This is a genomic window from Paracidovorax wautersii, from assembly GCF_900113035.1.
Classification (GTDB): Bacteria; Pseudomonadota; Gammaproteobacteria; order Burkholderiales; family Burkholderiaceae_C; genus Paracidovorax; species Paracidovorax wautersii.
In genome coordinates this window covers 142,296-162,150 of the sequence record NZ_FONX01000001.1, presented here as the reverse complement: position 1 = coordinate 162,150, position 19,855 = coordinate 142,296, and the positions used below count along the sequence as shown (strand labels likewise).

Genomic DNA, 19,855 nt, shown 5'->3' with positions numbered 1-19,855 from the left:
TCAAGGAGGATTCAGCAGGGTCCAGCGGGCAGACCAGGCGGGCCAGAGGCCTTCGTCGCCGCTGCCGCGGTGGTAGGAGAAGATGGCTTGCGCCTTGTGCTCCGTCGGCACGCCCGGGGCCGCCACCTCGATGGCCGCGCTGCCGAGGTTGACCTCCAGCTGCAGGCGGGCGCCGCCGGCGTAGCGCCACTGCACGCGCAGCGCCTGCGGGCCCGTGCGTTCGGCGGTGTGCCCGGCGCCTTGCAGCCGCTGCGCCAGGGGCATGAGCCACTCGCGCCGTGCCTGCAGCGCGCGGCGGACGAGATCGCTGCGCGCCTGGCCGGCGGGCGATGCGGCTTCGTCCCAGCGCAGCTGGCTGGCGTGCAGCGAGGAGATGTCGCAGGGGGCGGGCAATTCGCGGCCGGGCGGCACTTCGTGGCTGAACTCGCGCTGCCGGCCTTCGCGTACGGCCTGGCACAGGTCGCCTTCCCAGTTGGCGAAATAGAGGAACGGCGTGGAGGCGCCGAATTCATCACCCATGAACACCATGGGCACGGCCGGCGTCAGCAGCGACAGCAGCAGGGCCAGCTCCACCGCATCCGGCGAGGGCGCCAGGCTCGCCAGCCGCTCGCCGAAGGCCCGGTTGCCGATCTGGTCGTGGTTGCCCATGAACTGGACGAGCGCGCCCAGCGGCGCCGGCGGCGCGGTGCTGGGCTTTCCGTGCTGGAAGGCGAAGCCGTGCGTGAACACCTGGCCCAGCAGGGCGACGGGGTCGTCACCGAACTTGGCGTAATAGCCTTGCGTTTCCTGCGTGAGCGCGACATGGACGCTGTGGTGGAAGTCGTCGTTCCACTGGCCGTCGTAGAGGCCCGGCCGGGCGGTGGTGGCCAGGCGGCGGGCCTCGTTGCGCTCGTTTTCCAGCACCAGATGCAGCGGGCGGCCGCAGCGCGGGGCCAGCTCGCGCACGCGGGTGCTGAGCTCTTCCAGGATGTCGGGGCTGCTCTCGTCGGCGATGGCGTGGACGGCGTCGAGCCGCAGGCCGTCGGCGCGGAATTCCTGCAGCCAGTAGAGCGCGTTGTGGATGAAGAAGTCGCGCACCGTCTCGCTGCCTTGCCGGTCGAAGTTCAGCGCGGCGCCCCAGGGGCTCTGGTGGTCCTTGGAGAAGAAATGCGGGGCGTAGGCGTGCAGGTAGTTGCCGTCGGGCCCGAAGTGGTTGTAGACCACGTCGATGAAGACGCACAGGCCCAGGGCGTGCGCCGCGTCGATGAAGCGCTTGAGGTCGTCGGGCGAGCCGTAGGCCGGGTGCGGCGCGTACGGCAGCACGCCGTCGTAGCCCCAGCCCCATTCGCCCACGAAGGTGGCGAGCGGCATGAGCTCGATCGCCGTGAAGCCGAGCTCGGCCAGCCGGGGCAGGTGTTCCTGCGCCGCGGCATAGGTGCCCTCGGGCGTGAAGCTGCCCACATGCAGTTCGTAGAACACCAGCTCATGCCAGGGCCGGCCGGACCACTGCGTGCGCCATGGGAAGGCCTCGGGGGCGATCACTTCGCTCGGCTGGTGCGGGCCGCGCGGGTTGTAGCGCGATGCCGGATCCGGCGCGCGCAGCGTGCCGTCGATGCACCACTGGTAGCGCGTGCCCGGCGGGCATTGGGGCAGCTGCGCATGCCACCAGCCGCCGGACTCGCGCCGCGCCAGCACCCGGTGGGGCAGCTCGCCCTCGGCCGTGGCGCCGCCGTGCATGAGGGCGACTTCGCGGGCTGCCGGTGCCCACAGGGTGAAGAGCCGGCCACCTTCATGGGTCGGCGTCTCGCCGAAGGGCATGGGATGGCGTGGGCTCATGCGGCGTCCGGCAGGGTGTCGTCCTCGGCCGCGGGTGCGACGGGCGGGGCCGTGAAGACGGCCATCGAATGGGGCTGCAGCGTCCATTGGCCACCCGCGTCCGCCTGGGGTGCATCTGCGGCGCCGGCCGGGTGGATGCGGGTGTCGCGCGTGTCCAGCCGCAGCTGCCAGGCGCGGCCTTCAGGCTCTGCAGGCAGGGTGAAATGGGCTTCCTCGTTCGATGCATTGAACAGCAGCATCACCGAGTCTTCGCCCGCCATGCGGCTTTCCATCAAGGCGGACACGCAGCGCACGGCCGGGTCGTCCCATTCCTCGGCGCTCATGGGCAGGCCCCACACGCTCTTCCACTCCACCGTGACCAGGGCCGCTTCGCCGGCGCCATGGTGCGGCCATTCGCTGAGCCGCACCACGGGCAGCGAGTGCCGCAGCGCGATCAGCTCGGCGGTGAAGTGCTGCAGTTCCTGGGCGAAGGGCTCCTGCGCCCGCTGCCAGTCGTACCAGGAGATTTCGGAGTCCTGGCAGTAGCCGTTGTTGTTGCCGCCCTGCGTGCGGGCCAGCTCGTCGCCGCCCAAGAGCAAGGGCGTGCCGTGCGAGAGGAACAGGGTGGTTAGCAGGTTGCGCGTCTGCCGGGCGCGCAGGTCGATGATGGCCGGGTCGTCGCTATCGCCTTCGGCGCCGCAGTTCCAGCTGCGGTTGTGGTTCTCGCCGTCGTTGCCGCCTTCCTGGTTGGCCTCGTTGTGCTTTTCGTTGTAGCTGACGAGGTCGGCCAGGGTGAAGCCGTCGTGCACCGTCACCAGGTTGACGCTGGCCGTGGGCCGGCGGCGGCGCGGCTCCAGCATGTCGGCCGAGCCGCAGAGGCTGGCCGCCAGGCCCGGAAGGCTGGCGTCGGCCTGCGCCCAGTAGTCGCGCACCGCATCGCGGTAGCGGCCGTTCCATTCCATCCAGCCGGTGGGAAAACCGCCCAGCTGGTAGCCATCGGGCCCCAGGTCCCAGGGCTCGGCGATGAGCTTCACGCGCGAGAGCACCGGGTCCTGGGCGATGGCCGCGAAGAAGGGCGCGCGCCAGGTGTAGGCGCCTGCCGCATCGCGGCCCAGGGCGGAGGCCAGGTCGAACCGGAAGCCGTCCACATGCATTTCCGTGACCCAGTAGCGCAGGCTGTCGAGCACCAGGCGCAGGGCGGGCGCGTTGCTGGTGTCCACCGTGTTGCCGGTGCCGGTGTAGTCCACGTAGAAGCGCGCGGATTCCTCCGACAGGCGGTAATAGGCCGTGTTGTCGATGCCCTTCAGGCTCAGCGTGGGGCCCAGATGGTTGCCTTCGCCCGTGTGGTTGTAGACCACATCGAGGATCACTTCCAGGCCTTCGGCATGCAGCGCCTTGACCATGCGCTTGAACTCTTCCACGCCGCCGTCGGCGGCGCCGGGCGCGGCGTAGCGCGGGTCCGGCGCGAAGAAGGCCACGGTGTTGTAGCCCCAGTAGTTGGCCAGGCCCAGTTCCACCAGGCGCTGGTCGTCGATGAAGGCCTGCACCGGCAGCAGCTCCACGCTGGTCACGCCGATCTTCTTGAGGTGGGCGATGGCGGCCGGCGAGGCGAGGCCGGCATAGGTGCCGCGCTGTGCCTCGGGCACGTCCTGCAGCGTCTGCGTGAAGCCTTTGACGTGCACTTCGTAGAACACCGTGTCCTCTGCCGGCACGCGCGGGGGCTGGTCGTCGCCCCAGTCGAACCTGGAGCGCACCACCACGGCCTTGGGCGCGGTCGCGCCGTTGTCCACGTCGCCTGGCACCAGGTCTTCGTCGTCCTGGCCTACTGCGTAGCCGAACTGGTCGATGCTGCCGACGATCTTGCGGTCCAGCGCCCGGGCATAGGGGTCGATCAGCAGCTTGGCCGGGTTGCAGCGCTTGCCGGCCTCGGGCTCATAGGGGCCATGGACGCGCAGGCCGTAGCGCTGGCCGGGCTTGAGGCCCGGCACGTAGCCGTGCCAGACATCGTCCGTCAGGGCCGGCAGGGTGATGCGCTGGATTTCGCGGTCGCCGTCGGCATAGAGGCAGACCTCCACGCGGTCGGCCACGCTGGAATACACGGCGAAATTCACGCCGTTGCGGTCGGGCGAGGCTCCCAGGGGCCAGGGCTCACCGCGTTCCACGGTGTACTGGGCCGCGCGGGCGCGGCGGCCGCTTTTGCTGGCGGCCGTGGCAGCTCCGGTGTCGGTGCGCATCATCATCATCATCAGGCGATCAGTTCGGCGTCGGCCGGGCAGGCGGGGATGGAGGTCGGCAGCGGCAGGCGGCCGGGCTCCACGCCTTCGGCGGCGGCATCGCGGCGCTTGATGGGGAAATAGCAGCGGGGCACGACGACGATGCCGCTGGGCGTGACCGGGAAGCGTTTGCGGTCGGCTTCCAGATCGAAGCCGATGCGTTCGCCGGGCGGAATGTCGTTGTCCTGGTCGATGATGGCGCGGCGCACGTGGGCGCCGTGGCCGATGCGCGATCGCTCCATCACGATGCAGTGCTCCAGCCGCGCGTTGCGCTCGACCAGCACCGAGCGGCGCAGCATGGCGTGGTCCAGCATGGCGCCGTCCACGATGCTGCCGGAGCCGACCACCGAGCGGTGGATCACGCCTTCCTCGATCTGTGCCGACTCGGCCTGGTCGGGGCTGGCGTAGATGGGCCACTGGCGGTTGGTCATGCGAAAGCGCGGCGTGGCGCCCAGGGTATCGAAGTGGGCGTCGAAATACGCGTCGATGGTGCCCACGTCACGCCAGTAGGCGTGTTCCTCGTAGGGCTCGGTACCGGGGATCTCGTTGGTCGTGAAGTCGTAGGCCATCAGGCGGTGGGACTTGAGCATCGTCGGCAGGATGTCGCGGCCGAAGTCGCTGTGGCCGGTGGCGTGCGCCTTCTTGAGTTCTTCCAGCAGCACGTCGGCATTGAAGAGGTAGTTGCCCATGGAGGCGAGCGCATGCGTGCTGCTGCCCGGCATGGGTTCGGTGGTGGCGGGTTTCTCGACGAAATCGCGGATGCGGTGGTTCGCGTCGATGTCCACGATGCCGAACTGGTTGCTCTGCGACAGCGGCACCGGCAGGGTGGCCACGCTCACATGGGCGTTGTTGGCGATGTGGAAGTCCACCATCTGGCGCACGTCCATGCGGTAGATGTGATCGGCGCCGAACACGGCCACGATGTCGGGCTGGAAGGACTCGATCAGGTGGATGTTCTGGTAGACCGAATCGGCCGTGCCCTGGAACCACTCGGGGCCGTTGCGCATCTGCGGCGGCACCACGGTCACGAAGTGCTCGGGGATGAAGCGCGTCATGGTCCAGGACTGGCGGATGTGCTCGATCAGCGACTGCGACTTGTACTGCACCAGCAGGTAGATCGAGTAGATCTCGGAATTGACGAGGTTGGAGAGCACGAAGTCCACGATGCGGTGCTTGCCGTTGAACGGAACGGCAGGCTTGCAGCGCTCGGCGGTCAGGGGGTACAGGCGAGATCCCTCGCCTCCGGCCATCACGATGGCGAGAACATTGCGTGTGCGAGACATGGCGAAACTCCTGTGAGATCAGGCCCGGACGGGACGGTTAGACAATAAAAGCGTGGCAAGGGGCGGCACCGTGAGAGTGACGCTCCAGGATTCGTGGGACAGAGGCTCAGCCGGCACGCCGCCGGCATTGCCCATGCCGCTGCCGCCGTAGCAGGTAGCGTCGCTGTTGAGCAGCTCGTGCCAGTGGCCTCCCGCCGGCACCTGGACCTGCTGGCCGTGGAAGGGGCGGGGCGTGAGGTTGTGGACGGCCAGCACGATCTCGCCGCCGTGCTGGCGCAGGAAGGCGAGCACCGTCGCATCGGGCTGGGAGAGCTGGGCCCAGCGGAAGGCCGAGCGGTCGAAGTCGGTGGCGTGCAGCGCCGGCAGGGCGCGGTAGATGTGGTTCAGGTCCGCCACCCAGCGCGCTACGCCCTGGTGGCCGGATTTCGCCCAGAGGTGCCAGTCGAGCGTGCGCTCGTGGTGCCATTCCTCGACTTGCGCGAACTCGCCGCCCATGAAGAGCAGCTTCTTGCCGGGGTGCGACCACATCATTCCGTAGAGCGTGCGCAGGCCGGCGAAGCGCTGCCATTCGTCGCCCGGCTGGCGCATGAGCAAGCTGTGCTTGCCATAGACGACTTCGTCGTGCGAGAGCGCCAGCACGAAGTTCTCGTCGAAGGCGTAGGCCGCGGAGAAGCGGATGTCGTCGCCGTGCCAGGCGCGGTGGATGTGCTGGCGCTCCATGTAGCGCAGCGTGTCGTTCATCCAGCCCATGTTCCACTTCATGCCGAAGCCCAGGCCGCCGTCGTGCACGGGGCGCGAGACGCCGCTCCACGAGGTGGACTCTTCCGCGATGACGTGCACGTCGGGGAATGCGGCATACACCGCCGTGTTCAGATCCTGCAGGAAACGCACGGCCTCCCAGTTCTGGTTGCCGCCGTCCGCGTTCGGAATCCATTCGCCGGGCTTGCGGGAGAAGTCCAGGTACAGCATGGACGACACGGCATCCACGCGGATCGCGTCGAAGTGGTACTTCTCCAGCCAGAAGAGCGCATTGCCGATCAGGAAGTCGCGCACCTCGTAGCGGCCGTAGTTGAAGATCAGGCTGTTCCACTCGGGGTGGAAGCCGCGGCGCGGGTCTTCGTGCTCGTAGAGCGCCGTGCCGTCGAAGCGGGCGAGGCCGTGGGCGTCGGAAGGAAAGTGCGATGCCACCCAGTCCACCACCACGCCGATGCCGTGCTGGTGCAGCGTGTCCACCAGCGCCATCAGGTCCTGCGGCTCGCCGTAGCGCGCCGTAGGGGAGAAGTACCCGGTGGTCTGGTAGCCCCAGGAGCCGTAGAAGGGGTGTTCCGTCACCGGCATGAGCTCCACATGCGTGAAGCCCATGGTTTCGCAGTGGGCCGCCAGGCGGCGGGCGACTTCGCGGTAGTTCAGGAAGCTGCCGTCTTCGTGCCGCTGCCAGGAGCCCAGATGGACTTCATAGATCGATATGGCCGAATCCTGGCTCTGGCGCCTCGCGCGCGACTGCATCCAGGCCTGGTCGTTCCAGGCGTAGTCCAGGTGCCAGATCTGCGAGGCTGTGCCCGGGGCGAGTTCGGAGCGGGTGGCGTAGGGGTCGGCCTTGTCGAGGGACTGCCCGTCGGCCGTGTGGATGCGGTACTTGTAGAAGTCGCCGTGGCGGGCGCCCGCGACCTGAGTGGTCCAGCGGCCCGAGCCGTCGGCCAGCCGCTCCATGGGTTGCGGCTGCCAGCGGCTGAAGGAGCCGATCACATCGACGTGGGCGGCGTTGGGCGCCCAGACGGTGAACGCCGTGCCTTCGGGGGCCGGGTGCGCGCCCAGGCTTTCGAATTGGCGCAAGTGGGATGGGACACCGCCGGAGGCGGGTGTCTGCGAGGAGGGGCGGTGTGGTTGGGCCAACATAGATGCTGAATCGCATCCTCTGTTGCAGCGCACAACTCCCCTGCAAGATCGTGCCGCCACGCTCCGTAGGTGCCGGACTACGGTGCCGGAGACTGCCCAGTTCCGTCAGCAGAATGACAGTGATGGCGCGGCTAGAAACTCCCTGCGCGGCTCTGCGGCGCACCCCTGACGCGGGTGCTTCAGTCTGCGGCAAAGCGCCGGCTGGGCCCGGCGCCTCGGCTCTTCACCACTCGGCGAAGCTGCCGTCCTTGTGGCGCCACACGGGGTTGCGCCAGCGGTGGCCCTGCTGGGCGCGTTCGCGCACATAGTCTTCGTTGACCTCGATGCCCAGGCCCGGGCCGCGCGGGATGGCGACCATGCCGTCCTCGTAGGCGAAGACCTCTGGATTGGAGACGTAGTCCATCAGGTCGTTTTCCTGGTTGTAGTGGATGCCCAGGCTCTGCTCCTGGATGAAGGCGTTGTAGCAGACGGCATCGATCTGCAGGTTGGCCGCCAGGGCGATGGGGCCGAGCGGGCAGTGCAGCGCCAGGGCCACGTCGTAGGCCTCGGCCATCGAGGCGATCTTGCGCGTTTCGGTGATGCCGCCGGAGTGCGACGGGTCGGGCTGGATGATGTCGGCGTAGCCCTCCTGCAGCACGCGCTTGAAGTCCCAGCGCGAATAGAGCCGCTCGCCCAGCGCGATGGGGGTGGAGGAGATGCGCGCGATCTCTTTCAGCGCCTCGTGGTGCTCGCTGAGCACGGGCTCCTCGATGAACATGAGCTTGTAGGGCTCCAGCTCCTTGATGAGCACCTTGGCCATGGGCCGGTGGACGCGGCCGTGGAAGTCCACGCCGATGCCCACGTGGGGCCCCACGGCCTCACGCACGGCGGCCACGTTCTGCAGGCAGCGCTCGACCTTGTCGAAGCTGTCCACGAACTGCATCTCTTCGGTGCCGTTCATCTTCACGGCGGTGAAGCCCCGGTCCACCGCATCGCGGGCCTGGCGGGCGGTCTCGGCCGGGCGGTCGCCGCCGATCCAGCTATAGACGCGGATCTTGTCGCGCACGTTGCCGCCCAGCAGGTCGGACACGGGAACGCCCAGGGCCTTGCCCTTGATGTCCCAGAGCGCCTGGTCGATGCCGGCCAGCGCGCTCATGTGCACGCCGCCGCCGCGGTAGAAGCCGCCGCGGTAGAGCACCGTCCAGTGGTCTTCGATGTTGCGCGGGTCCTTGCCGATCAGGTAGTCGGCCAGTTCCGCCACGGCTGCGGCCACGGTTTCGGCGCGGCCTTCGAGCACGGGCTCGCCCCAGCCGACGATGCCTTCGTCGGTCTCGATCTTCAGAAAGCACCAGCGCGGTGGCACCAGGAACGTGGTCAGTCGGGTGATCTTCATGGCGGGGAAAGGGAAGGGGAAAGGGAAGGTGTCAGGAAACGGAGGCTGCGGTGGAGGGCAGCGGCGCGGGCGCCGCTGCTGCGGCCTGCCCGCAGGTGCGGGCCATGCCGTAGGCGTCGTGCCAGGCCTGGATGAAGGCCACGGCCTTGCGGGCCACGTCGGCGGCGCTGTTGCCGGGGCGGTAGAGGGCCGAGCCCAGGCCGAAGCCGCTGGCGCCGGCGGCGGCATAGGCCGCGATGCTTTCGGGCGCGATGCCGCCCACGGGCGCCAGCGCCACGCCGGGCGGGATCACGGCGCGCCAGGCTTTCAGCACGGCCGGGGGCAGGGCCTCGGCCGGAAAGAGCTTGAGCAGGCTGGCACCGGCGGCGAGCGCCGCATAGGCCTCGGTCAGCGTGGCTACGCCGGGCGCGCAGGCCAGGCCCGCGGCGCGGGCGGCGCGGATCACGGCCGGGTCGCTGTGAGGCATGACGATGATCTGCCCGCCGGCCTCGGCCACGTCGGCGCAGTCCTGGGCCGACAGCACGGTGCCCGCGCCCACCACGCAGTCGGCGGGCAGGGCGCCCCGCAGTGCGCGGATGCTGGCCAGCGGCTCGGGCGAGTTGAGCGGCACCTCGATGATGCGGAAGCCCGCGTCGTAGAGGGCCTGGCCGACGGGCTCGGCCTCATGGGGCTGGATGCCGCGCAGGATGGCGATGAGGCCGCAGCGCTGCATGGCGTGGAACAGGGTGTGGTCGATGGTGGTCATGCGGCAAGGCTCTCTGCGGATGAAGGTTGCGGCGCGCCCGGCACCAGCAGGCCGGCGGCCTGGGCGATCTGCCAGAGCCCGGTGGGCGTGGCCTGGGCGGCGATGGCGGGCTCGGCGAAGCCCTGCAGCCGCAGGGCGAGGGCGTAGCGGCGGCACAGGTCCGGCTCGCCGCAGAGCAGCGGCTGGACGGGCGCTGTGCCACCAGTGCCACCGGGCGGATGCACGCGGGCGAGGGCGGCGATCTCGTGGCCGATGAGCAGGCCCGAGAGGTAGTCGGCCTGGGCGCTGGCGGGCAGAACGCCGGTGAGGCCCAGCGTGCGCGTGCTGAAGATGTGCGAGAGCAGGCCCAGGCCGGCATCGCTGCCGCTCGCCACCTGCAGGCCGCGCACGAAGGCTGCTTCGTCCTGCGCTCCTGGTGCTGCGGCTGCGGCCATGGTCTTGCCCAGGATGGTGTGGCCGCGCAGGGCGGCGAAGACCTCGCCGGTCATGAAGGTGTGGAAGCCCTCGATGCCGCCGCGCTGCGCCACCACCCACTTGCTGTGGGAGCCGGGCAGTCCGACCAGCCAGGGGCCGGCGTCTTCTGCGAGCCGCAGGGCCAGCACGCCCAGCACCTGGGTTTCCTCGCCGCGCATCACGTTGGGCAATTCGCCGGGCTGCAGCAGGCCGGGCACGATGTGCAGCGGCTGGCCGCTGGGGCGCTCCACGCGGGTGAGGCCCTGGGCCAGCGCGTCTAGCGAGGTGGGGGTGTGCAGGTAGCGCGCCTCGCGCCAGCCCTGGGCGCTGCCGACCATGCCGCAGGCCAGCAGGGGCAGGGCGGGGTCGGCGGCGAGCCAGTCGCCGCAGGTGTCCTGCAGGGCGCGCTCGAAGGCGGCTTCGGGGCTGGTGTCGGCGCCGGCCGGCGCCGGGGGCAGATGCATGATGCCCCAGGGGCGGTGGCGCAGTTCCAGCACGCGGGCCCCGTCGCCCAGGCGGTAGGCGCGCAGCGAGCTGGTGCCCCAGTCGAGCGCGACGAGGCGGGTGCCCTGGAGGTCGGCGGCGGAGTCGTTCATGGCTTGCAGCTCAGCGGGCCCAGCGCAGCACCAGCGGATCGAGCCGGCGAGCGATGTCAATCAAACCGCGCCGCACCTCGGGGTGCATGGGCGGGAACGGGTGGCGGCCGGCCTCGCAGGCGATCACGCCGCCAGCCTTCATGAGCGCCTTGGCCGTGAGGATGCCGCCCTGGCGGTTCTCGTGGTTGATGAGCGGCAGCCAGCGCTGGTAGAGCGCGAAGGCCTGGTCCATGTCGCCCTGGCGGTGGGCCTCGATGATGGGGCGGATGCCGTCCGGGAAGGCGCCGCCCGTCATGGCGCCGGTGGCGCCCGCGTCCAGGTCGGCCAGCAGGGTGATGGCCTCCTCGCCGTCCCAGGGGCCTTCGATGGCGTCGCCGCCCAGGCGGATCAGCTCGCGCAGCTTGCTGGCGGCGCCGGGGGTCTCGATCTTGAAGTAGGCCAGGTGCTCGATCTCCTGCGCCATGCGGGCCAGGAACGGGGCCGAGAGCACCGTGCCGCTGGCCGGCGCGTCCTGCACCATGATGGGAATGTCGATGGCGTCGGACACGCGGGCGTAGAACTCGTGGATCTGTGCCTCGGGCACGCGGAAGGTGGCGCCGTGGTAGGGCGGCATCACCATCACCATGGCGGCGCCCATGTCCTGCGCGGCGCGGCTGCGCTCGGCGCACACGCGGGTGCCGTAGTGGGTGGTGGTGACGATCACCGGCACCCGGCCGGCGACATGCTCCAGCGAGGTCCGCGTGAGCGTCTCGCGCTCCGCGTCCGACAGCGAGAACTGCTCGGAGAAGTTGGCCAGGATGCACAGGCCGTCCACGCCGGCATCGATCATGAAATCCAGGCAGCGCTTCTGGCTCTCCAGGTCGAGGCTGCCGTCTTCGTGGAAGGTGGTCGGCACGACCGGGAAGATGCCGCGGTAGCGGGGATTTTGGGCAGAGTGTGGTGCTGGCATAGGTTCACAAATTCATGGGTTGCTCAGGTCTGCTGCGCGCCTTGCTGTGAGCGCAGGCGGCGCCACTGGCGCGGCCCGAAGCCAGGGCAGCCGAGCAAGGGCCGCCCCGCAGCGAGGGCTGCGTCCCCCTGCCCGCAACGCGCAGCGTTGCGAGAGCGGGGGGAAGGCGCATAGCGCCGCAGGGGGGTGTTCATCTCAACTTGCAGCAATGCGAGAGCGGGGGGGAAGGCGCGCAGCGCCTCAGGGGGGTGTTCATCAGTGCGAGTGGCGTGGCACGGCGGCGCCCCGGCAGCCGACCAGGAAGTCGAAGTCGCAGCCCTCGTCGGCCTGCAGCACGTGATCGACGTAGAGGCGCTGGTAGCCGCCGCGCCCGCCGTGGTCGGTGGCGGCCAGCTCGGCCAGGCGCGCGGCCAGTTCCTCGTCGCTGATGTCCAGGTGCAGGCGGCCGTTCTCGCAGTCCAGCTCGATGAAGTCGCCGTCGCGCACGGCGGCCAGCGGGCCGCCCGCGGCCGCTTCGGGCGCCACATGCAGCACCACGGTGCCGTAGGCGGTGCCGCTCATGCGGGCGTCGGAGATGCGGACCATGTCCTTCACGCCGCGCCGCAGGAGCTTGGGCGGCAGGCCCATGTTGCCCACCTCGGCCATGCCGGGGTAGCCCTTGGGGCCGCAGTTCTTCATGACCATCACGCAGCTGGCGTCGATGTCCAGGTCTTCATCGACGATGCGTTCCTTGTAGTGCTCCAGGTTCTCGAACACCACGGCGCGGCCCCGGTGCTTGAGCAGTTCGGGCGTGGCGGCCGAGGGCTTGAGCACCGCGCCGCGCGGCGCCAGGTTGCCGCGCAGGATGCAGATGCCGCCATCCGCGATCAGCGGGTTGTCGAGCGGGCGGATGACTTCGTCGTTGTACTGGGGGGCCTCGCGCACGTTGTCCCAGAGGCTCTTGCCGTTCACGGTGAGCGCATCGGGGTGCGGCAGCAGGCCGTTCTCGCCCAGGCGGCGCAGCACGGCGGGCAGGCCGCCGGCGTAGTAGAACTCTTCCATCAGGAAGCGGCCCGAAGGCTGCAGGTCCACCAGCGTGGGCGTGCCGCGGCCGATGCGCGTCCAGTCTTCGAGTTCCAGTTCTACGCCGATGCGCCCTGCGATGGCCTTGAGGTGGATCACCGCATTGGTCGAGCCGCCGATGGCCGCGTTGGTGCGGATGGCGTTCTCGAACGCGCCGCGCGTGAGGATCTTCGACAGCGTGAGCCCTTCGTGCGCCATCTCCACGATGCGCCGGCCCGACATGTGGGCCAGCACGTAGCGGCGCGCATCCACCGCCGGAATGGCCGCGTTGTGCGGCAGCGAGGTGCCCAGCGATTCGGCCATGCAGGCCATGGTGCTGGCCGTGCCCATGGTGTTGCAGGTGCCGGCCGAGCGCGACATGCCGGCCTCGGCCGCGAAGAACTGGTGCTCGTTGATCTCGCCGGCCTTGAGCGATTCGTGCAGGCGCCACACGGCGGTGCCCGAGCCGATGTCCTTGCCGTCGAGCTTGCCGTTGAGCATGGGCCCGCCCGTCACCACGATGGCCGGCACGTCGCAGCTGGCTGCGCCCATCAGCAGGGCCGGCGTGGTCTTGTCGCAGCCCGTGAGCAGCACCACCGCGTCGATGGGGTTGCCGCGGATGGCTTCCTCCACGTCCATGCTCGCCAGGTTGCGCGTGAGCATGGCCGTGGGCCGCAGGTTGGATTCGCCGTTGGAGAACACCGGGAACTCGACCGGAAAGCCGCCGGCTTCGTAGATGCCGCGCTTGACGTGCTCGGCGATCTTGCGGAAGTGCGCGTTGCAGGGCGTGAGCTCGGACCAGGTGTTGCAGATGCCGATGATCGGGCGGCCGTCGAATTCATGGTCCGGAATGCCCTGGTTCTTCATCCAGCTGCGGTACATGAAGCCGTTCTTGTCGGCCGTGCCGAACCATTCGGTGGAGCGGAGTTTGCGCGGTGGATTGGTCATCGTGAAAGGCTCGAAGGGTAAAGGGGGCGGGTCAGAAGGAAGAGGAGGAAAGGGTGGTCAGTGCCGGCGCGCCGGGCGGCGCGTGAGCAGGCGCTGCAGCAGGCAGAAGACGAACAGCAGCACTCCGACGGCGATGCGCGTCCACCACGAGCTGAGCGTGCCGTCGAAGGAGATGAGGGTCTGGATGATTCCGAGCATCAGCACGCCGAACAGCGTGCCCGCCACGTAGCCCACGCCGCCCGTGAGCAGCGTGCCGCCGATGACGACGGCGGCGATGGCGTCCAGTTCCATGCCCACCGCATGCAGGCCGTAGCCCGAGAGCATGTAGAAGGTGAACACCACGCCCGCGAGCGCCGAGCAAAAGCCCGACAAGGTATAGACCCCCACCAGCGTGGAGCGCACCGGCAGGCCCATGAGCAAGGCCGAGGCCTCGCTGCCGCCCACGGCATAGACGGCGCGGCCGAACGGCGTGCAGTGCGCGATGAAGATCCCGGCCAGCACCACGGCGATGGCGATCAGCGCGCCCAGCGAGAGCGAGGCGGTCTCGGTGATCTGCAGGCGCCACTGGGCCAGCTCCGAGTAGCCTTCGTGCGTGATGCTGATCGAGTCGATGCTGATGACATAGCACAGGCCCCGCGCCAGGAACATGCCGGCCAGCGTGACGATGAATGGCTGCAGGCGGAAGCGCTCGATCAGAAAGCCCATGAACGCGCCGAAGCAGGTGCCCATGAGCAGCACCACCGGCACGGCGGCCAGCGGGCTCCAGCCGTGGTGCTCGACCAGGGCGGCGAACACCATGGTGGTCAGCGCGACCACGGCGCCCACCGAAAGATCGATGCCGCCCGAGAGGATCACGAAGGTCATGCCCACCGCGACGATGATGAGGAAGGCGTTGTCGATCAGCAGGTTGAGGAACACCTGGGCCGAGAAGAAGCCCGTATAGCGCACCGAACCCAGCGTGGCCATGGCCACGAAGAGCGCGATGGTGGCGGCCAGCGGCAGGTACTTGGCGTTCAGGCGCGGGCGGCTCGCGGCGGTGGCGGCGCTGCCGGCGGTGGCCGGGGTCATGACGGCGCTCATGGCAGGGGCCTCCGGGCGGCGGCAGGGGGGCGCGCCAGCATGCCCACCTGGGCGCGGAATTCCGGCGACTGCAGCAGCATGACGACGAAGACCACCACGGCTTTCACCACCAGGTTCACCTCGGGCGGCACGCCCAGCGAATAGATGGCGTAGGTCAGCGTCTGGATGATGAGCGCGCCGATCACGCTGCCGGCCAGGCTGAAGCGCCCACCCGTGAGCGCGGTGCCGCCCAGCGTCACCGCGAGGATCGCATCCAGCTCCATCAGCTGGCCGGCGTTGTTGCCGTCGGCGCTCTTCACGTTGGAGCTGATGAGCAGGCCCGCGATGCCCGCGCACACGCCGCAGAACACGTAGGCCGCCATGATGAGCCGGCCCGCCTGCACGCCCGCCACGCGCGCGGCCGTGGGGTTGACGCCCACCGCCTGGATGAAAAGGCCCAGCGCCGTGCGCGTGATGGCGAGATACAGCAGCGCGAACACGGCGGCCACCACGAAGAGCGAGAACGGCAGCCCGGCCAGGTAGCCCCCGCCGATGAAGAAGTAGGGCGCGTAGTAGATGGTGATGATCTGCCCGTCGGTGATGAGCTGGGCGATGCCCCGGCCCGCCACCATCAGGATCAGCGTGGCGATGATGGGCTGCATGCCCACCTTGGCCACCAGCACGCCGTTCCAGATGCCGCACAGCAGCGCGACGCCGACCGCGCCCAGCAGGGCCACCGGCAACGGAAAACGGCTTTCGGTGGCCGACACCGACCCGCCGATCAGCCAGGCCGCCACGGCCGCGGCGATGGCCACGGTGGCGCCCACCGAGATGTCGATGCCGCGCGTGGCGATCACCATGGTCATGCCCAGCGACACCAGCACCAGCGGCGCGGCGCGGTTGAGGATGTCGATCAGGCTGCCGTAGAGATGCCCGTCGCGCCATTCGACGTGCAGGAAGCCCGGATTGAAGGCCGTGTTGACGGCCAGCAGGAGCAGCAGCGTGATCACCGGCCAGGCGAGGCGGTGGCGCAGCAGTGCGGCGGGGCCGAAGGGGGCGGGACTGCGTTCAGGCATGGGCGTGGTCCGCGATCAGTTGATAGACGTCGTCTTCGCTGCTGCCGGCGGGCAGCTCGCCCACCTTGCGGCGGTCGCGCAGCACCACGATGCGGTGGGCCACGCGCACCACCTCGCTCATCTCCGACGAGATGAAGAGCACGGCCATGCCGGCCTGCGCCAGGCGCAGGATCTGGTCCATGATTTCCTGCTTGGCCGCCACGTCGATGCCGCGCGTGGGTTCGTCGAGAATCAACAGGCGCGGCTCGGTCGCCAGCCAGCGCGCCAGGATGGCCTTCTGCTGGTTGCCGCCCGACAGCAGGCCGATGGGCGTCTCGATGCTGGCGGTCTTGATGCCCAGCAGCTGCACGTAGCGCTCGGCCAGCGCAGTCTGCTCGGCGCGGGAGAGAAAGCGCGTCAGGCCCATGCGCGCCTGCAGCGCGAGGGCGATGTTCTCGCGCACCGAGAGTTCGGCCACGATGCCGTCGGTCTTGCGCTCTTCGGGGCACAGGGCCAGGCCCTGCCGGATGGCGTCCATGGGGTTGGAGAAGGCCACCGTCTGGCCGTCCACGCGCAGCAGGCCGCGGTCGGGCTGCTCCAGCCCGAAGAGCAGGCGCGCCAGCTCCGTGCGGCCCGCTCCCAGCAGGCCGGCCAGGCCCACGACCTCGCCCGGGCGGATCTGCAGGTCCAGCGGCTGCAGCTGGCCGGTCTGGCCCAGGCCCTCGGCCTGCAGCAGCGCGGGGGCTTGCGTGCCGGTGCCTTGCGCCGCCGGAGTCTGCTCCGCATGCGCGCCCAGCTCGCGGCCCAGCATGGCGGCGATCAGCGCCTGCGGGCCCAGGTCCTTCGCCGCCCATTCGCCCACCCAGGTGCCGTTGCGCAGCACGGTGATGCGGTCCGACACCGCATAGACCTGGTTCAGGAAGTGGGTGACGAAGACGATGGCCAGGCCCTCGCCGCGCAGGCGGCGCAGCACCTCGAAGAGCTTGCGGACTTCGTCGTCGTCCAGGCTCGACGTGGGCTCGTCCAGGATCAGCACGCGCGCATCGATGCTCAGCGCCCGCGCGATCGCCACCAGCTGCTGCACGGCCACGGGGTAGTCCGAGAGCAGCCGCGTCACGTCGATGTCGAGGCCAATGCGCGCGACCAGCTCGCGCGCGCGCTGCTGCATCTGCGCCCAGTCGATGCGAAAGCCTTGCGCCAGCCCGTGGCGCGGATAGCGGCCCGCGAAGATGTTCTCGGCCACCGAGAGGTTGGGGCAGAGGTTGACCTCCTGATAGACCGTGCTGATGCCCAGGCGCTGCGCAGCCAGGGGCGAATCGGGCCACACCGGCTCGCCGGCCAGGCGCATCTCGCCGCCGCTGGCCTTGAGCACGCCCGTGAGCACTTTGATGAGCGTGGACTTGCCCGCGCCGTTCTGCCCCATGAGCGCGTGGATCTCGCCGGGGTAGAGCCGCAGCTGCACGTCCTGCAGCACCGGCACGCCGGCGAACTGCTTGCGGATGCCCGCCAGTTCCAGCACGGGCGCGGCTGCGGCGGTGGATCGCGTGGTCGAGGTCATGGCGGCGGGTCAGGGCGGGTCAGGCCTTGTTCTTGTGATAGACGTCCACCAGCACGGCGGCGAGGAGCACCACGCCCTTGATGACCTGCTGGTAGTCGATGCCGATGCCCAGGATGGACATGCCGTTGTTCATCACGCCCATGATGAAAGCGCCGATCACCGCGCCCATGACCTTGCCCACGCCGCCCGAGGCCGAGGCCCCGCCGATGAAGCAGGCGGCGATCACGTCCAGCTCGAAGCCGAGGCCCGCCTTGGGCGTGGCCGTGTTGAGCCGCGCCGCGAACACCAGGCCGGCGAGCGCCGCCAGCACGCCCATGTTGACGAAGGCGTAGAACGACAGGCGCTCGGTCTTGATGCCCGAGAGCTTGGCGGCCTTTTCGTTGCCGCCCATGGCGTAGATGCGCCGGCCGATGGTGGTGCGGCTGGTGATGAAGTCGAACAGCACGATCAGCAGCGCCATCACGATCAGCACGTTGGGCAGGCCCTTGTACGAGGCCAGCAGGTAGCTGAAATAGATCAGCAGCGCCGCGAACACCGCGTTGCGCACGACGAAGAAGGCCGCGGGCTCGACCTGCACGCCGTGGCGCACGCGGTTGGCCCGGGAGCGGATGCCGGCCACCACCAGGGCGGCGGCCACGGCCACGCCCAGCAGCAGCGAGGTCACCTTGAGGCCCTGCATGCTGAAGAGGTCCGGGATGAAGCCCGAGCTCAGGCGCTGGAACGAGTCGGGGAACGGCCCTACCGACTGGCCGGCCAGCAGCGCCAGCGCCAGGCCCTTGAACACCAGCATGCCGGCCAGCGTGACGATGAAGGACGGGATGCGCGAGAACGCCACGAACCAGCCCTGCAGCCCGCCGATGAGGCCGCCGCACAGCAGGCAGACCAGCGTGGCCGGCACGAAATGCCAGCCGTGCTGCACCATGAGCACGGCCGCCAGCGCGCCGATGAAGCCGCTGACCGAGCCCACCGACAGGTCGATGTGGCCGGCCACGATCACCAGCAGCATGCCCAGCGCCATGATGACGATGTAGCTGTTCTGCAGCAGCAGGTTGGTGAGGTTGAGCGGCTCCATCAGGGTGCCGTCGGTCATGTACTGGAAGAAGGCCATGATGGCCACCAGCGTGATGAGCATGCCGTACTCGCGCAGGTGGTGGCGCGCGTGCTCCAGCGGCGAGCGGCCGGCGCGCGCCGGCGCGGCTGCGGCGGTGGCCGCAGGGGCGGCCGAATGCACGGGAGAGGTGGGAGTCGTGGAGGAGGTCATGGAAGGCATTTCAGTGGGCTTTCACGATGGCGCGCATGATCTTTTCCTGCGATGCCTCGGCGGTGGGCATCTCGGCGACGAAGCGGCCTTCGTTCATCACGTAGAGACGGTCGGTGATGCCCAGCAGCTCGGGCATCTCCGAGGAGATGACGATCACGCACTTGCCTTCGGCGGCGAGCTGCGCGATCAGGGTGTAGATCTCGTACTTGGCGCCCACGTCGATGCCGCGCGTGGGCTCGTCTAGGATGAGCACCTCGGGGCGGGTGAAGAGCCACTTGCCCAGCACCACCTTCTGCTGGTTGCCGCCCGAGAGGTTGAGCGTCTTCTGGTCCACGCCCGAAGAGCGGATGCGCAGGCGCTCGCGGAAGCCCTGGGCCACCGCGTATTCCTCGCCGGCGTCGATCACGCCGGCCTGGGAGACGCCGCCCAGGTGGGCCAGCGAGATGTTGAACTGGATGTCCTCGCTCAGCACCAGGCCGTTGCCCTTGCGGTCTTCGGTCACGTAGGCGAGGCCCTGGCGCACGGCTTTTTCCACGGTGCCCACGTCGATGGGCTGGCCGTTCAGCCGCACTTCGCCGCTGATGCGCTGGCCCCAGGAACGGCCGAAGAGGCTCATGGCCAGCTCGGTGCGGCCCGCGCCCATCAGGCCGGCGATGCCGACGATCTCGCCGCGGCGCACCTCCAGGTCGATGCCCTTGAGGAAGGGCGCCTCGGGCCGCTGCGGGTGGTAGGCCTGCCAGCCGCGCACCTCGAAGGCCACCGGGCCGATGTCGGGCGTGCGCTGCGGGTAGCGGTCGGCCATCTCGCGGCCGACCATGGCCTGGATCACGCGGTCTTCGCTGACCGGCACGCTGCGGCAGTCCATGGTCTCCACCGTGCTGCCGTCGCGCAGCACGGTGATGGAGTCGGCCACGCGGGAGATTTCGTTGAGCTTGTGCGAGATCAGGATGCAGGTGATGCCCTGGCTCTTGAGCTCCAGCAGCAGATCGAGCAGCGCCTGGCTGTCGTTCTCGTTCAGGCTGGCGGTGGGCTCGTCCAGGATCAGCAGGCGAACGTGGCGCGACAGCGCCTTGGCGATTTCCACCAGCTGCTGCTTGCCCACGCCCAGCTGGCCCACCAGGGTCTCGGGGGATTCGGCCAGGCCCACCTTCTGCAGGAGCGCCTGCGTCCTGCCGTGTGCCTCCATCCAGTCGATGACGCCGTGCCGGGCGGTTTCGTTGCCCAGGAAGATGTTCTCGGCGATGGAGAGCAGCGGCACCAGGGCCAGTTCCTGGTGAATGATGATGATGCCGAGGTGCTCGCTGTCGCGGATGCCTGAAAAGCGCCGTTCCTCGCCGTCGAACACGATCTCGCCGCTGTAGCTGCCGTGCGGATAGACGCCGGAGAGCACTTTCATCAGCGTGGATTTGCCCGCGCCGTTCTCGCCCACGATGGCGTGGATCTCGCCGGCCTGCACGCGCAGGTTCACGCGGTCCAGGGCCACCACCCCGGGGAAGGTCTTGCGGATGTTCCGCATTTCAAGAAGCATGGTCTTGCCGTCCGATGGACATCGCTGAAGGTAAATCGTCGGGG

14 protein-coding genes are annotated in these 19,855 nt (G+C 69.3%); all 14 read right to left on the bottom strand.

The window, feature by feature from the left end; genetic code table 11:
- A complete protein-coding gene (treZ, locus tag BM070_RS00585; protein ID WP_092936565.1) occupies positions 1-1,815 on the bottom strand; it encodes a malto-oligosyltrehalose trehalohydrolase in 1,815 nt (604 codons plus the stop codon).
- Entirely contained in the window at positions 1,812-4,040 is a 2,229-nt protein-coding gene (gene glgX / locus BM070_RS00580) for a glycogen debranching protein GlgX (protein WP_245785060.1), read from the bottom strand. The genes treZ and glgX overlap by 4 nt, the downstream gene beginning before the upstream one ends.
- A complete protein-coding gene (locus tag BM070_RS00575; RefSeq protein ID WP_353615598.1) occupies positions 4,040-5,350 on the bottom strand; it encodes a glucose-1-phosphate adenylyltransferase in 1,311 nt (436 codons plus the stop codon). The genes glgX and BM070_RS00575 overlap by 1 nt, the downstream gene beginning before the upstream one ends.
- Positions 5,351-5,368: 18 nt before the next feature.
- Positions 5,369-7,183, bottom strand: a complete 1,815-nt coding sequence (gene glgB, locus BM070_RS00570; RefSeq protein WP_245785059.1) for a 1,4-alpha-glucan branching protein GlgB — start codon at positions 7,181-7,183, stop codon at positions 5,369-5,371.
- 286 nt (positions 7,184-7,469) lie between these two features.
- Entirely contained in the window at positions 7,470-8,618 is a 1,149-nt protein-coding gene (gene dgoD, locus BM070_RS00565; protein ID WP_092936561.1) for a galactonate dehydratase, read from the bottom strand.
- Between the two features lie 31 nt (positions 8,619-8,649).
- On the bottom strand, positions 8,650-9,363 hold the full coding sequence (locus BM070_RS00560; RefSeq protein ID WP_092936559.1) for a 2-dehydro-3-deoxy-6-phosphogalactonate aldolase: 714 nt from the start codon (positions 9,361-9,363) through the stop codon (positions 8,650-8,652).
- Positions 9,360-10,412, bottom strand: a complete 1,053-nt coding sequence (locus tag BM070_RS00555) for a 2-dehydro-3-deoxygalactonokinase (protein ID WP_092936558.1) — start codon at positions 10,410-10,412, stop codon at positions 9,360-9,362. The genes BM070_RS00560 and BM070_RS00555 overlap by 4 nt, the downstream gene beginning before the upstream one ends.
- A 10-nt stretch (positions 10,413-10,422) precedes the next feature.
- The gene (locus BM070_RS00550; protein WP_092936556.1) at positions 10,423-11,361 is read right to left on the bottom strand and encodes a dihydrodipicolinate synthase family protein; all 939 of its coding nucleotides are present in this window, start codon (positions 11,359-11,361) and stop codon (positions 10,423-10,425) included.
- A 255-nt stretch (positions 11,362-11,616) separates the two neighbouring features.
- Positions 11,617-13,350 carry an IlvD/Edd family dehydratase gene (locus BM070_RS00545; protein WP_092936554.1) on the bottom strand — a complete coding sequence of 578 codons (1,734 nt, stop codon included), beginning with the start codon at positions 13,348-13,350 and terminating at the stop codon, positions 11,617-11,619.
- A 57-nt stretch (positions 13,351-13,407) separates the two neighbouring features.
- Positions 13,408-14,430: a galactofuranose ABC transporter, permease protein YjfF gene (gene yjfF, locus BM070_RS00540; RefSeq protein ID WP_092936552.1), complete on the bottom strand. Its 1,023-nt coding sequence runs from the start codon at positions 14,428-14,430 to the stop codon at positions 13,408-13,410.
- Positions 14,427-15,485, bottom strand: coding sequence for an ABC transporter permease (locus tag BM070_RS00535; RefSeq protein ID WP_092936550.1), 1,059 nt, complete (start codon positions 15,483-15,485; stop codon positions 14,427-14,429). The genes yjfF and BM070_RS00535 overlap by 4 nt, the downstream gene beginning before the upstream one ends.
- Entirely contained in the window at positions 15,478-17,022 is a 1,545-nt protein-coding gene (locus tag BM070_RS00530) for a sugar ABC transporter ATP-binding protein (RefSeq protein ID WP_092936548.1), read from the bottom strand. The genes BM070_RS00535 and BM070_RS00530 overlap by 8 nt, the downstream gene beginning before the upstream one ends.
- Before the next feature lie 19 nt (positions 17,023-17,041).
- The gene (gene mmsB / locus BM070_RS00525) at positions 17,042-18,292 is read right to left on the bottom strand and encodes a multiple monosaccharide ABC transporter permease (RefSeq protein ID WP_092936546.1); all 1,251 of its coding nucleotides are present in this window, start codon (positions 18,290-18,292) and stop codon (positions 17,042-17,044) included.
- A 1-nt stretch (position 18,293) separates the two neighbouring features.
- Entirely contained in the window at positions 18,294-19,811 is a 1,518-nt protein-coding gene (gene mmsA, locus BM070_RS00520) for a multiple monosaccharide ABC transporter ATP-binding protein (protein ID WP_092936544.1), read from the bottom strand.
- Between the last annotated feature and the right edge of the window lie 44 nt (positions 19,812-19,855).

Excerpts from the sequence above, each read along its gene's own strand:
- BM070_RS00575 (WP_353615598.1), bottom strand. The coding sequence starts at position 5,350 with ATGTCTCGCACACGCAATGTTCTCGCCATCGTGATGGCCGGAGGCGAG.
- yjfF (WP_092936552.1), bottom strand. The coding sequence starts at position 14,430 with ATGAGCGCCGTCATGACCCCGGCCACCGCCGGCAGCGCCGCCACCGCC.
- BM070_RS00530 (WP_092936548.1), bottom strand. The coding sequence starts at position 17,022 with ATGACCTCGACCACGCGATCCACCGCCGCAGCCGCGCCCGTGCTGGAA.
- mmsA (WP_092936544.1), bottom strand. The coding sequence starts at position 19,811 with ATGCTTCTTGAAATGCGGAACATCCGCAAGACCTTCCCCGGGGTGGTG.
- treZ (WP_092936565.1), bottom strand. The coding sequence starts at position 1,815 with ATGAGCCCACGCCATCCCATGCCCTTCGGCGAGACGCCGACCCATGAA.
- mmsB (WP_092936546.1), bottom strand. The coding sequence starts at position 18,292 with ATGCCTTCCATGACCTCCTCCACGACTCCCACCTCTCCCGTGCATTCG.
- BM070_RS00560 (WP_092936559.1), bottom strand. The coding sequence starts at position 9,363 with ATGACCACCATCGACCACACCCTGTTCCACGCCATGCAGCGCTGCGGC.
- BM070_RS00545 (WP_092936554.1), bottom strand. The coding sequence starts at position 13,350 with ATGACCAATCCACCGCGCAAACTCCGCTCCACCGAATGGTTCGGCACG.
- BM070_RS00535 (WP_092936550.1), bottom strand. The coding sequence starts at position 15,485 with ATGCCTGAACGCAGTCCCGCCCCCTTCGGCCCCGCCGCACTGCTGCGC.
- dgoD (WP_092936561.1), bottom strand. The coding sequence starts at position 8,618 with ATGAAGATCACCCGACTGACCACGTTCCTGGTGCCACCGCGCTGGTGC.
- glgX (WP_245785060.1), bottom strand. The coding sequence starts at position 4,040 with ATGATGATGATGATGCGCACCGACACCGGAGCTGCCACGGCCGCCAGC.
- BM070_RS00550 (WP_092936556.1), bottom strand. The coding sequence starts at position 11,361 with ATGCCAGCACCACACTCTGCCCAAAATCCCCGCTACCGCGGCATCTTC.
- BM070_RS00555 (WP_092936558.1), bottom strand. The coding sequence starts at position 10,412 with ATGAACGACTCCGCCGCCGACCTCCAGGGCACCCGCCTCGTCGCGCTC.